Origin of the sequence: Micromonospora ferruginea (genome assembly GCF_013694245.2) — a bacterium.
GTDB classification, from domain to species: domain Bacteria; phylum Actinomycetota; class Actinomycetes; order Mycobacteriales; family Micromonosporaceae; genus Micromonospora; species Micromonospora robiginosa.
The window spans coordinates 5086616-5098960 of record NZ_CP059322.2 but is presented as its reverse complement, the minus strand read 5'-3'; the positions used below and the strand labels follow the sequence as shown (position 1 = coordinate 5098960).

The window sequence follows — 12345 nt, the reverse complement described above, 5'->3', positions numbered from 1 at the left end:
CGGCGATGGGCACCGAGGAGCAGCAGCGCGCCTTCCCCCGGCGGGACGCCGAGGGGCGCATCCTCACCCTGGGTGACCTGCTCGGTGTGACGCTGGCCGGGCTGGTGATCGGGGTGCTGGCGCTGCTGCTCTTCGAGTGGGCGTTCGCCGCCGTGGGCGCCGGCGGGTTCGGGCGGACCAACGGCTGGCTGGCGGTGATCCTGCCGCTCTGGCTGTTCTGGGACGACTTCCGGGCCTGGGAGTTCGGCGCCGCCCGGGTGCTGGCCGCGCTGGTCGGCCTCGGGGTCGGCGTCCTCGCCGGGCTGCTGGTGGCCGGGCTGGCCGCGGGGCTGCCGGCGCTGTTCACCGGCGCGCTGGCCGCGGCGGTGTTCACCGTGGTCTACGCGGTGATCTGGTTTCATGGCGTGCACTGGCTGGCCCGGCGGACGGGCTGAGGCGCGGAGAGAGTGGGAATTCGGGCATGAGCGCGGCGGTCAAGTACACGCTGGGCCGGGTCGGGCTGTTCGTCGGTGTGCTGGCGGCCCTCTGGTTCGTCGAGATGAACATGTTCCTGCGGCTGATGCTGGCGCTGGTCTCCTCCGCCGCGCTGTCGTTCTTCCTGCTGCGGGGCTGGCGGGACGAGATGGCCGGCGAGATGGCCGAGGCGGCCGAGCGGCGTCGCGCCGAGAAGGACCGGCTGCGCTCCGCCCTGGCCGGCGACGACGGGGCCACCGAGGACGGCGAGCGCCGGGGCTGACCGGCACCCACCGGTGCGTGGCGGCGGCTCCGTACGATGACGATCATGCGAGCACGAGCCGACAGGTGGTTGGAGCGCGCCGTCTGGGTCGTCCTGCCGGTGGTCGCACTCGTCTGTCTGGGCGGCGGCGGCCGCGTCTCCTGGCTGGCCTGGCAGGCGCACGTCGGAGCGGGCACGCCGGGCACCTACACGTCGGTCAGCGAGGAGTGCCGCAAGAGGGTCTGCACGTCCACCGGTGACTTCGTGGCGTCCGACGGCGGCGCGCGGAGGACGGACGTCGGTCTCAAGGGCGGGCCGAGACGGATGCCTCCGGGTGCCACCGCGCCAGCCCGCGACGTCGGCGCTCGGAGCGACGTGTACGGCACCGCAAGTGGCGGTGTCGGGCTGGTCTCCGTCGCCTTCATGCTGATCGGTGCGGCCGCGGCGGTGGCGTGGGCGGTCATGCTCGTTCGCGCGTTCCGCCGCCGGCGCACCGGCCCACCGGGTGGTGAGAAGGGGCCCCTTCTCTACGCCAGGCGTTAAGAAGGGGCCCCTCCTTTCAGCTCAGCGTGGGCCACCGCCGGTCGAGCGGCTTGATCAGGTACGCGATGCCGCCGGAGCCGGAGGCCACCGTCCCGTTGGCCCGGTACCGCTTGGTGCGCAGCCAGATCTGCTCGAACTGCTCGCGCTTGTAGACGTTGCGGACCGCGTCGTTCGACGACGAGGCCGGGTCGTTGACGATCACGTCGCCGTCGGCGGTGAAGCCGACGATCACGAACAGGTGCCCCGAGGTGCCGTAGTTGGCGCCGTCCAGCTCGCTGGCGAGGAACGACTGCGAGGTGACCACCGGGATGCCGGCGGCGATGAACCGCTCCGCCTCGTCCAGCGAGTGCAGCCGGGTGACCCGCGCCTCCAGGCCGGGGAAGCCGGCCGCGTACGCGGTGTTGAACGGCCAGTTGCCGGCGCCCTCGTACTCGTAGTCGTAGGTCATCCGGGCGGCGTGGTCGACGGTCGGGTCGGCGTAGGAGGGGTCGACCCAGGCGGTGTCCTCGGCCGAGGGCTTGCGGCCCCAGTACTCGACCACCATCTCGGTGGAGGTGGGCGAGCACCAGGCCTCGCCGCCGCCGTCGTACTCCGGGTACTCGCCGATGTGGACGTTCTGCGAGTAGCGGGGCACGGCCAGTTCGGTGCCCCAGGCGATGCCGCCCCGGCTGGGCGTGACGGTGAACCGGTCCGGCACGTTCGAGGCCATCGCGCCGAGCATCCGCACCTGCGGCGCGGCGGCCTGGCCGGGCGCGCGGTAGAGCGTCAGCCGGAGCTGGTACGACCGCAGCAGCACCCCGGCCGCGGCGTCGTCGATGGAGAACGTGTCGGTCCAGATGCTCGACCAGGGGTCGCCCTGGCCGTCCAGGGTGGACCGCTTGATGTCCTGGTCACCGGAGGCCCAGCGGCCCATGACGTACCACGGGGTGTGCTTCCCGGTGGTGTAGGTGCCGTTCAGCTCGATCTGGATCCAGGTGCCGGCCGGGGTGCTGGCGTTCCACGACGCGACCAGTTCGGTGGCGTCGAAGCCGATCCGCCGCTCGGGCGAGGTCCACGTGGCGTACTCCCAGGTGCGGGTGGTGCCGGTGTGCTCGTCGGTGAACTCGGTGGTGCCGGCGGGGCGGCCGATGGTCAGCGCGGGGTGCCGGCCCGGCACGGCGCGGGTGCCCTGGTGCGTGCCGCCGCGCCAGTCGGGGTAGCGGGAGAACTCCTGGAAGGTGATCTGTTCGTCGTGGGTGACGCCCGGGCGTGGGGCGTGTGCCTGGGCGGGGGCGGTGGTGCCGAGGAGGGTGAGCGCGGTCAGACCGGCGAGGGCGACCGTACGCAGGGGTCTTCCGAACATGGCAGCTCCACGGGGAGACGGCGTCGTTGCCGTTCACTGTCGCGCTTGGCGTGAAGTTTCGCCAGATGTTCAAGCATGGAAAATTATTGCCGGCGTGAGGATCCGGTCGGGATGGACCCAGAGAGAGATGAATGTTGATATGACCATGTGACTCCTGGTGAAGTGTGCGGACAACGGGATCTCCCCGTACCCCGAGGAGGTTTTCCATGGCCTTCCGCTCGCTCCCGCCCCGCCGCCGGCTGGCGCTCGTCGCCGCCGTCGGCCTGACCCTCGTCGTCACCGCCGCCGCCCCGGCCGCCGCCCGCCCCGCCCCGGACCGGGCCGGTGAACCGGCCGCCGTCGCCTACCGGGTGCTCGGCCCGCGAACCGTCGCCGACCGCACCGCCGTCGCCCGCACCGGCGCCGCCGTCGACTACTCCGAACACGGTGTGTTGCACGTCACGGCGACCTCCGCCGAGGCCGCCGCGATCACCCGGCTCGGCTTCCGGCTGGAGAAGGACGTCGCCCCGGCGCCCGCCGGCGGCGCGACCACCTACGCCTTCCCGCCCGCCGACTCGAACTACCACGACTACGCCGAGCTGACCACGGTGGTGAACAAGGTGGTCGCCGACCACCCGACGATCGCCCGCAAACTCAGCATCGGCACGTCCTACCAGGGCCGGGACCTGATGGCGGTGAAGATCTCCGACAACGTCGCCACCGACGAGAACGAGCCGGAGATCCTGTTCAACGCCCAGCAGCACGCCCGCGAGCACCTGACCGTCGAGATGGCGATCTACCTGCTCAACCTGTTCACCGACAACTACGGCAGCGACTCCCGGATCACCAACATCGTCAACTCCCGGGAGATCTGGATCGTGCCGACCGTCAACCCGGACGGCAGCGAGTACGACATCGCCACCGGCTCCTACCGCTCCTGGCGGAAGAACCGGCAGCCCAACAGCGGCTCCACGTACGTCGGCACCGACCTGAACCGCAACTGGGGCTACCAGTGGGGCTGCTGCGGCGGCTCGTCCAGCTCCAAGTCGTCGGACACCTACCGCGGCCCGTCCGCGTTCTCCGCCCCGGAGACCGCCGCGCTGCGCAACTTCGTCAACGGCCGGGTCGTCGGCGGGGTGCAGCAGATCAAGGCGAACATCGACTTCCACACCTATTCCCAGTTGGTGCTCTGGCCGTACGGCTACACGTACAGCAACACCGCCACCGGGATGACCACCGACCAGTACAACACCTTCGCCACCATCGGCCAGCAGATGGCGGCGAGCAACGGCTACACCCCGGAGCAGTCCAGCGACCTGTACATCGCCGACGGCACCAGCATCGACTGGATGTGGGGCGCCCACAAGATCTGGGCGTACACCTTCGAGATGTACCCCGGCTCGGCCTCCGGCGGCGGGTTCTACCCGCCCGACGAGGTGATCCCGGCGCAGACCTCGCGCAACCGGGACGCCGTGCTGACGCTGTCCGAGTACGCCGACTGCCCGTACCGGGCGATCGGCAAGCAGAGCCAGTACTGCTGACCTCACCACGAAGGTGGGGACCCCGGTCCCACCCCCACCGGGGTCCCCACCACCCTCCCGTCCCGGCGATCTCCGCTGGTCGTGCGCTACCGTGACACCGACCGTGCCACAGCGAAGCCGGTGTGAAACCGGCGCTGTCCCGCAACTGTGATGCCCCGTACGCGCGGCGTCGGCCTCCCGCCGGCGCCGACGGACGTGGGACGAGCCAGGTCGCCTGCGGCCCGGTCGCGACATGCGCTCTCGAGGAAGGGCGCCTCGCGGACGGGCCTTCCTCCTGTCGGCGAAGCACCACGCTCCTCGACCGACAGGAGGACCGATGACCCGACGTACCCCTCGACTCTTCGCCGCCGCGCTCGCGGCCGGCGTGCTGCTTCTCGGCGGCTGCGCCGAGAAGACCTCGAACGACACCCCCGCCGCCGGCGCCTCCGGCGGCGCCTTCCCGGTCAGCGTCGGCAACCTGACGCTGGACAAGCGCCCCGAGAAGATCGTCTCGCTCTCGCCGACCTCGACCGAGATGCTGTTCGCCGTCGGCGCGGGCAAGCAGGTCACCGCCGTCGACGACCAGTCGAACTACCCGGCGGACGCGCCCAAGAGCGACCTCTCCGGCTACCAGCCGAACGCCGAGGCGATCGCCGCGAAGAGCCCCGACCTGGTGGTGATCGCCAATGACACCAACAAGATCGCCAGCCAGCTCGTCGCGCTGAAGATCCCGGTCCTGCTCGCCCCGGCCGCGGCCACCCTCGACGACACCTACCGGCAGCTCACCGACCTGGGCAAGCTCACCGGCCACCCGGCCGAGGCGGACGCCGTGGTGCGGAAGATGAAGTACGACATCACGGCCCTCACCAAGGACCTGCCCAAGCGCGCCGACAAGCTGACCTACTACCACGAGCTGGGCCCGGAGCTGTACAGCGCGACCAGCAAGACCTTCATCGGCACCATCTACGGCCTCGCCGGCCTGGAGAACATCGCCGACCCGGCCGACGCCGGCGGCAAGAGCGGCGGCTACCCGCAGCTCTCCCAGGAGGTCATCGTCAAGGCCAACCCCGACTTCGTCTTCCTGGCCGACACCAAGTGCTGCCAGCAGAGCGCGGACACGGTCAAGGCGCGCAGCGGCTGGGCCGGCGTCACCGCCGTCAAGAACAACCAGGTCGTGGCGCTGGACGACGACATCGCCTCGCGCTGGGGCCCCCGCGTGGTCGACCTGCTCAAGGTGATCGTCGACGCCACCGCCAAGGTCCCGGCCTGACCGTGGCCGTACGACCGGTGGACCCCGTGCCGGCCGGGACGCCCGACGCGTCCCGGCCGGCCGGCCGGCTGCCCCACCCCCGGCGGGGCGCCGCCCGCGCCGACGCCCCGGCCCGCCCCGCGCGGCTGCGGAAACGCTGGCTGCTCGCCGGCCTGGCGGCGGTGCTCGTCGCGCTGGTGGCCGGCGTCTCCTTCGGCCCGGTCAGCCTGCCGCCCGGCAGCGTCGCCGCCGAACTGCTCAACCTGCTGCCCGGGGTGCACCTGGACAGCGGGCTCACCGAGCGGGAGATCGCCATCGTCACCGAGCTGCGCCTGCCCCGGGTGGTGCTCGGCCTGCTCGTCGGCGCGCTGCTCGCCCTGGCCGGCGGCTGCTACCAGGGCGTGTTCCGCAACCCGCTGGCCGACCCGTACCTGCTCGGGGTGGCCGCCGGCGCCGGGTTCGCGGTCACCGTGGCGATCGTGCTCGGCGCCGGGGCCGGCGGGGCGCTGACCGGACTGCCGGTCACCATCCCGCTCGCCGCGTTCGTCGGCTCGCTCGGCGCGGTCGTGCTGACCTACCTGCTCGGCGTCGCCGGCGGGCGGGACCGCTCCCCGGCCGCGCTGATCCTGGCCGGGGTGGCGGTCTCGGCGTTCTTCTCCGCCGGGCAGACCTACCTGCTGCAACAGCACTCCGACACCATCCAGCAGGTCTACTCCTGGCTGCTCGGCCGGCTGGCCACCGCCGGCTGGCACGACGTGCTGCTGGTCCTGCCCTACTTCGTGCTCACCAGCGTGGTGGTGCTGCTGCACCGGCGCGAGCTGGACGTGCTCTCCGTCGGCGACGACGAGGCCACCAGCCTCGGGCTGCACCCGCAGCGTTCCCGCTACCTGCTGATCGTCGCCGCCTCGCTCGGCACCGCCGCCGCCGTCTCCGCCTCCGGCCTGATCGGCTTCGTCGGCATCATCGTGCCGCACACCGTCCGGCTGCTGGCCGGCGCCAGCCACCGGGTGATCCTGCCGCTGTCCATGCTCTTCGGCGGCGCGTTCCTGGCGTTGACCGACGTGGTGGCCCGCACCGCCGCCGCCCCGGCCGAGATCCCGATCGGCGTGGTCACCGCGGTGCTCGGCGGCCCGTTCTTCGTGCTGGTCCTGCGTACCGCCCGGGGGTTGCGCGCGTGAGCGCGAGGAGTGAGCCGGGGTTGCGAGCCCCGCAGTCGCACGCCGGAGGAGCAGCGTGAGCGCGAGGAGTGAGCCGGGGTTGCGAGCCCCGCAGTCGCACGCCGGAGGAGCAACGTGAGCGCCGCCGTCGAGGTGCGGGGCCTGCGGGTGGAGCTGGGTGGCACGCCAGTCCTGGCCGGGGTGGACCTGGCCGTCGCGGTGGGCGAGTGGGTCACCGTCATCGGCCCCAACGGCGCCGGCAAGTCGACCCTGCTGCGCGCCGTCGGCGGCCTGCTGCCCGCGCCGGACGCCGTCTCCCTCTTCGGTACGCCGATCCACGCGCTCCGCCGCCGCGACCGGGCCCGGGTGGTGGCCACCGTGGCGCAGTCGCCGGTGGTGCCGGCCGGCATGGCCGTCTTCGACTACGTCCTGCTGGGGCGCACCCCGTACATGCCGCCGCTGGGTCGGGAGTCCGCCGCCGACGTGGCCGCCGTGCACGAGGTGCTGGACCGACTCGACCTGGGCGGGTTCGGCCGCCGCGAACTGGCCACCCTCTCCGGCGGGGAACGGCAGCGGGTGTTCCTGGCCCGGGCGTTGGCCCAGGGCGCCACCCTGCTGCTGCTCGACGAGCCGACCAGCGCGCTGGACATCGGGCACCAGCAGGAGGTGCTGGAACTGGTCGACCAGCTCCGCCGCGAGCACGACCTGACCGTGCTCGCCACCATGCACGACCTCTCCGTCGCCGGCGAGTACGCCGACCGCCTGGTGCTGCTCGCCGACGGCCGGGTGGCCGCCGCCGGCCCGCCCGACGAGGTGCTCACCGAGGAGCTGCTGGCCCGCCACTACCGCGCCCACGTCCGGGTGATCCCCGGCCCGCACGGCCCGCACGTGGTCCCGCTCCGCCGCCGCTAGAAGGTGTTAGGAAGGGGCCCCGCCTCTACCGAATGCGTTAAGCGGGGGCCCCTCCTTACACCGTCAGCGGAGGGTGGATACGGAGAACAGCGCGCCCTGAGGGTCGCGCAGCGCGGCGGACCGCCCGGCCGGGTTGTCCCGGGGCGGCACCAGGATGGTCCCGCCCAGCTCGGCCGCCCGCGCCGCGGTGGCGTCGGTGTCCTCCACCGCGAAGTAGACCGTCCAGTACGCCGGCAGGTCGGTCGGCAGCGGCTCGGCCCGCGGCAGCATGCCGGCGACGATACGGGCCCCGCAGCGCCACCCGACGTAGGGGATCGACCCGTCCGGCCGGTCCTCGGCGTGCCAGCCGAAGACCAGCGCGTAGAACTCCCGGGCCCCGTCCGGGTCGGGGGTGACCAGCTCGTTCCAGCACATCGCGCCGGGCGCGTTGAACAGTTCCGCGCCGCGCATCGCCATCGGCTGCCACACGCTGAACACCGCGCCGGCCGGGTCGGCGAGCACCGCCATCCGGCCCTGCCCGCTGACGTCGAACGGCGACACCAGCACCTGCCCGCCGGCCGCCTCCACGCGGGTGGCGACCAGGTCGGCGTCGTCGGTCGCCACGTAGGTCGACCAGATCGGCACCTGGTCGGGGGTGGCCGGCGGGCCCGCCCCGGCGACGGCCCGGCCGTCCTTGTAGAAGACGGTGTAGCCGCCGGCGTCCGGCACGGTGGAGACCCGCCCGGTCCAGCCGAACAGCTCCGGATAGAACCGTTTCGCGTCCTCCAGGCCGGGGGTGGCCAGGTCGGTCCAGCAGGGTGTGCCGGGCTCGACGCCGTTCACGGTGACCCCTCTCGCCGGGAGCGGCCCCGCTGGCCCGCCCTGCCGGCATCGTGGCACCGCCGGGTCGGCCACCGGGCCGGAACCGGACAAAAGGTCAGGTGAAGCGGCGTCCCTCGTCCCGCCGGTAGGCCCAGCCGGCGACCCCGGCGAGCACCAGCACCCAGACCACCAGCATCACCAGCGCCTTCGGGTCGGGATCCCAGTCGGCGACCGCCGCCCACATCAGCTCCACGGCACCCCGGGTCGGCAGGTAGGGCGCGACGGCCTTGACGAAGCCGGGCGCGTCGTCCGGCGCGGAGAGCAGGCCGCCGCCGAACGCCAGCGGGAAGAAGAGCACCTGCGCCACCACGATCGCCGCCTTGCTCGGCAGCGAATAGCCGATCGCCAGGCCGAGCAGGGTGAACGGCACCGAGATCACGGCGACCGCGGCCAGCCCGAGCAGGAACTGCGCCGCGGTCACCCGGGCCTCGGTGGCCACCGCGGCGATCACCACCACCGGCACCATCGAGAGGTACGTCAGGACCAGGCCGGCCAGGATCCGCCCGGTCAGCCGGGGCGCCGGCCCGGCCGGCAGGGTCCGGGTGTACGGGTTCCAGGGCTGGTCGCGATCCTCGGCGACGCCCACGCCGTACTGGAAGATGTTGGCGCTCATGGTCGCGAAGGTGACCATGGCGGCGGTGGCGTAGGTGGCCCCGGTGGGGTCGTCACCGGCGAACGGCACCACGAAGAAGAGCATCGACGCGGCGGGGAAGAACGCGCTGCCGACCACCGCCACGGGGATCCGGACGATCTCCAGGAGCTGGTAGCGGGCGTGGACGAGGGCGAGCGGCACGGCGTTCTCCTAGACGGGGGTGGGCGCGGGCCGGTCGTCGGCCGTGATGGCGAGGAACGCCTCCTCCAGCGAGGTGGGGCGCACCTCCAGGTCGCGGAACGTCACCCCGGCGGTGACCAGGTCCCGGACGAGCTGGTCGGCGTCGGTGGTGAGCAGGTGCACCCGCCCGTCCGCGCGTTCGGTGGCGACCACCCCGGGCAGCGCCGGCAGGTCCTCGGCGACCAGGCTGACCCGGCGCACGCCGACGATGCCGCGGATCGCCGCCACCGAGTCGTCGGCGAGCACCCGACCGTGGCCGATCACCACCACCCGCTGGGCCAGCGCCTCCACCTCCTCCAGGTAGTGGCTGCTCAGCAGCACCGTGCCGCCGTCGGCGTGGAAGCCGCGGATCGACTCCCACAGCACGTGCCGCGCCTCCACGTCGAGCCCGGTGGTGGGTTCGTCGAGCAGCACCAGCCGGGGCCGGCCGACGAACGCCAGCGCGACCGCGAGCCGGCGGCGTTGCCCGCCGGAGAGGCCGCCGGTCTGCCGGCGGACCTGGTCGGCGAGGCCGAACCGGTCGAGCAGCTCGCCCCGGGGCACCGGGTCGGGGTAGTGCGCGGAGACGAAGTCGACCACCTCGCCGACACGCAGCGTGCCGGGCAGCCCGGTCTCCTGCGGGGTCACCCCGAGCTGCCGCCGGCTCGCCGGGTCACGCGGGTCGCCGCCCAGCAGCTCGACCCGGCCGGCGGTGGGCCGGCGCAACCCGACCAGCAGATTGATCAGCGTGCTCTTGCCGGCGCCGTTCGGGCCGAGCAGGCCGACCAGCTCGCCGGCCCGGACGGTCAGGTCGACCCGGTCCAGCGCCAGCACCTCGCCGTAGCGGCGGCTGACCTGTTCGGCGCGGGCCAGGATCATGCGGGGCTCCTCGGGCGGGAAGGGCGTGCCTCCCCTGTCTACCGTGCCGTCGCCAGTCGCACCGCCCCCTGTCGGGGTGCGTGCATCACCTAGTCTGTGGACGCCGTCGACGACGGCGGTAGTTTCCGACCGGACACTGGGGAGGGTCCGTGACCAGTCCGAGCAGGAATCTCGACGTCCAGCCGGAGGCGTTGGCGGCGTTCGCCGCCGCCTCCCGGGACCGGGCCACCCGGTTCCGTGAGCTGCACCGGGTGTTCCGCGACGGGCACGTGGCCCGACACTCCTTCGGCGTGATGCCCGCGTCGTTCAGCCTGGCCGCCGCGTACGCGGAACAGTTCGAGGCCTGTCTGCAGGGGCTGGAGGAGGGTGCCGAGGTGATGGCCGACATCGCCGAGGGGATGACGGACACCGCCGACGCCTACACCGGCACCGACGTGGCCACCACCGACATGTTCACGCCGGGCGTCTGAGGGGGCGGAATGAGCACCGAGGCGCTCCAGCGCAACAAGACCTACTTCGAGCAGATCGTGTCGGGCACGCCCGACCCGTTCAAGCCGCTCTCCAACGCGGTGCTGTGGCCGTTCGAGCAGTTGCTGGAACTGGTCGCGGGTGAGCCGGACGACCTGATGCAGGCCGCCCAACTGGCGCTGACGACCGGCGAGGCGGTCCGGCAGATCGCCGGTGACCAGGTCGCCGACCGGGCCCGGCTGCGCGGTGCGTGGGACGGGGACGCGGCGGAGAAGTTCCACGCCTCGATGGAGTCCGTCGAGGAGGCGATCGAGGAGCTGGCCAAGGGGCTGGACGGCACCAAGGAGGTGCTTGTCGACGCGGCGAACGCGGCGGTCGACGCGTTCAACCTGCTGGTCGAGCTGATCCTGGAGTTCCTGCTCTGGTTCCTCACCGAGGTGATCATCGCTGCGGTGGCGGCCGCGCTCAGCGCCGGCGTGACCCTGGCGGCCACCGTGGTGCGGGTGCTGGCCCGGCTGGCCACCACGGTCGGCCGCATGGTCAAGATCGTGGCGCGGTTCGCGGAGATCCTCACCAAGCTGGTCACCAAGCTGGAGAAGGTCGCCGAGCTGCTCACCCGCTACCGCAAGCTGGTGATGGAGCTGCGCAAGGCCAAGAAGGCGTACAAGGCCTGGAACAAGTCCGGTTACTCGAAGGAGGCGTTCGCGTTCAAGATGAAACGGACCGCGATCCTGTTCCCCGGCAAGTTCGCCATCAACCAGGCGTCCCCGGTGAACATCCCGGGCATCGGCGGGGCACTGCTGGACACCGGCGTCGGCCTGCACGACGTCTCCGACGGCCACAAGGACCGCAACTACCTGGTCGACGGCACCTACCGCGAGGATCTCGGCCCCTACACCAGGGGTGTGCAGAACGTGTTCGACTCGATCGTGAACTGAGAGGCAGCCATGACGTTCCCGGCCCTGGACCGGATCGAGGCGCTGGCCCGCAACCTGGACGGGTGGCAGCGTGAGCTCGGCGCGCGGATGGCCGAGCTGGAGCAGAGCAGCGCCGAGGGCGCGAGCGACTCCGGCCTGGTCACGGTCGTCGCCGCCGCCGACGGCAAGATCCTCTCCACCGAGATCAACGCGCGGGCCATGCGGTTCGACTCCTACACCCTGGCGGAGGAGTTCACCGCCGCGGCGAACCGGGCGCAGGAGGCCGCCGCCGCCCGGGTGCGCGAGATCGTCGGCGAGGTGATGGGCAACGCCCCGGCCGCGGAGCGCCGCGCCGACGACGGCTACGGCCACGACCGATACTGAGCCGATGGACGAGACCAGATACCGCGAGGCGATCGGCCGGCTCGTCGAGCCGGGTGAGCGGGTGCTGGCCCAGGCCAAGGCCGACGTCGGCGGCGGTCTCACCCCGCCACCGCCGCCCGAGCCGGCGCCGACCGCCGGGCCGGGCCGGCGGACCGTCGGCTCGGTGCTGCTGAACGTGCTGCTGCCGCTGGCCACCTGGGAGCGGGGCGACCGTCTCGTCGACCTGGTCGGCTGGGGGATCGCCGGTCGCGGCGCGCCCGGCTCGGCCGCGTCCCGGCTGCACCGGGCGGTCAGTGCGTCCGGGCCGGACGTCCAGGTGCGGGAGACCCTGCTCGCGGTCACCGACCGGCGGTTGCTGGTCTGTCGCACCGGCGGCGTGAAGCTGCTGGGTGGGCGCGACGCCGAGGAGCGGGCGCTCGCCGAGACCGAGGTGGTCTGGGCCGTCGCGCGTGCCGAGGTGGCGTCCGCGCGGGTCGGCTGGCATCGGCTCAACCCGAAGCGCCTCCGCCTCACGTTCACCGACGGCTCGTGGCTCGCCTTCACCGTGCCGATCGCCGAGTCGGGCGCGCCGCTGCGCGCCGTCGCCACCGCGCTCACGGCCTGAGCCG

General features: G+C 72.7%; 14 protein-coding genes, 1 pseudogene and 1 riboswitch. Of the genes and pseudogenes, 11 read left to right on the top strand and 4 right to left on the bottom strand.

What is annotated here, in order from left to right:
• The first annotated feature begins 5 nt into the window (after positions 1-5).
• Genes H1D33_RS22425 through H1D33_RS22415 form a run of 3 tightly spaced genes read left to right on the top strand, consistent with a single transcriptional unit; the run spans position 6 to position 1258 of the window.
• Positions 6-434, top strand: a complete 429-nt coding sequence (locus H1D33_RS22425) for a hypothetical protein (RefSeq protein ID WP_181571282.1) — start codon at positions 6-8, stop codon at positions 432-434.
• A 26-nt stretch (positions 435-460) separates the two neighbouring features.
• The gene (locus H1D33_RS22420) at positions 461-736 is read left to right on the top strand and encodes a DUF4229 domain-containing protein (RefSeq protein WP_181571283.1); all 276 of its coding nucleotides are present in this window, start codon (positions 461-463) and stop codon (positions 734-736) included.
• Between the two features lie 45 nt (positions 737-781).
• Positions 782-1258 carry a hypothetical protein gene (locus H1D33_RS22415; protein WP_181571284.1) on the top strand — a complete coding sequence of 159 codons (477 nt, stop codon included), beginning with the start codon at positions 782-784 and terminating at the stop codon, positions 1256-1258.
• A 16-nt stretch (positions 1259-1274) separates the two neighbouring features.
• Here the strand turns inward: H1D33_RS22415 and H1D33_RS22410 are convergent, their stop codons facing one another.
• A complete protein-coding gene (locus H1D33_RS22410; RefSeq protein ID WP_181571285.1) occupies positions 1275-2600 on the bottom strand; it encodes a C39 family peptidase in 1326 nt (441 codons plus the stop codon).
• A 206-nt stretch (positions 2601-2806) separates the two neighbouring features.
• Here H1D33_RS22410 and H1D33_RS22405 point away from each other — a divergent pair.
• The 4 genes and pseudogenes from H1D33_RS22405 to H1D33_RS22390 form a co-directional block, all read left to right on the top strand.
• Positions 2807-4117, top strand: a pseudogene (locus tag H1D33_RS22405) (M14 family metallopeptidase); the annotation flags it as partial.
• A gap of 119 nt (positions 4118-4236) precedes the next feature.
• Positions 4237-4330, top strand: a riboswitch (cobalamin riboswitch).
• Between the two features lie 106 nt (positions 4331-4436).
• Positions 4437-5369 (top strand): ABC transporter substrate-binding protein, encoded by a 933-nt coding sequence (locus H1D33_RS22400; RefSeq protein ID WP_181571287.1) that lies wholly within the window; start codon positions 4437-4439, stop codon positions 5367-5369.
• Positions 5370-5437: 68 nt separating this feature from the next.
• Positions 5438-6526: a FecCD family ABC transporter permease gene (locus tag H1D33_RS22395; RefSeq protein WP_181572626.1), complete on the top strand. Its 1089-nt coding sequence runs from the start codon at positions 5438-5440 to the stop codon at positions 6524-6526.
• Between the two features lie 114 nt (positions 6527-6640).
• Positions 6641-7417, top strand: coding sequence for an ABC transporter ATP-binding protein (locus H1D33_RS22390; protein ID WP_181571288.1), 777 nt, complete (start codon positions 6641-6643; stop codon positions 7415-7417).
• A 63-nt stretch (positions 7418-7480) separates the two neighbouring features.
• Here the strand turns inward: H1D33_RS22390 and H1D33_RS22385 are convergent, their stop codons facing one another.
• The 3 genes from H1D33_RS22385 to H1D33_RS22375 form a co-directional block, all read right to left on the bottom strand.
• A complete protein-coding gene (locus H1D33_RS22385; RefSeq protein WP_181571289.1) occupies positions 7481-8239 on the bottom strand; it encodes a VOC family protein in 759 nt (252 codons plus the stop codon).
• Between the two features lie 94 nt (positions 8240-8333).
• Complete coding sequence (locus tag H1D33_RS22380; RefSeq protein WP_181571290.1) at positions 8334-9071, bottom strand: ABC transporter permease; 738 nt, start codon at positions 9069-9071, stop codon at positions 8334-8336.
• A gap of 9 nt (positions 9072-9080) precedes the next feature.
• A complete protein-coding gene (locus H1D33_RS22375) occupies positions 9081-9968 on the bottom strand; it encodes an ABC transporter ATP-binding protein (protein WP_181571291.1) in 888 nt (295 codons plus the stop codon).
• 149 nt (positions 9969-10117) lie between these two features.
• On the opposite strand from H1D33_RS22375, the gene H1D33_RS22370 reads away from it, so the two are divergent.
• The 4 genes from H1D33_RS22370 to H1D33_RS22355 are packed head-to-tail and all read left to right on the top strand — an operon-like array spanning position 10118 to position 12341.
• A complete protein-coding gene (locus H1D33_RS22370) occupies positions 10118-10438 on the top strand; it encodes a type VII secretion target (RefSeq protein ID WP_181571292.1) in 321 nt (106 codons plus the stop codon).
• A 9-nt stretch (positions 10439-10447) separates the two neighbouring features.
• Entirely contained in the window at positions 10448-11374 is a 927-nt protein-coding gene (locus H1D33_RS22365; protein ID WP_181571293.1) for a WXG100 family type VII secretion target, read from the top strand.
• Positions 11375-11383: 9 nt separating this feature from the next.
• Entirely contained in the window at positions 11384-11737 is a 354-nt protein-coding gene (locus H1D33_RS22360) for a YbaB/EbfC family nucleoid-associated protein (protein ID WP_091062885.1), read from the top strand.
• A gap of 4 nt (positions 11738-11741) precedes the next feature.
• The gene (locus H1D33_RS22355; protein WP_181571294.1) at positions 11742-12341 is read left to right on the top strand and encodes a hypothetical protein; all 600 of its coding nucleotides are present in this window, start codon (positions 11742-11744) and stop codon (positions 12339-12341) included.
• Positions 12342-12345: the final 4 nt, after the last annotated feature.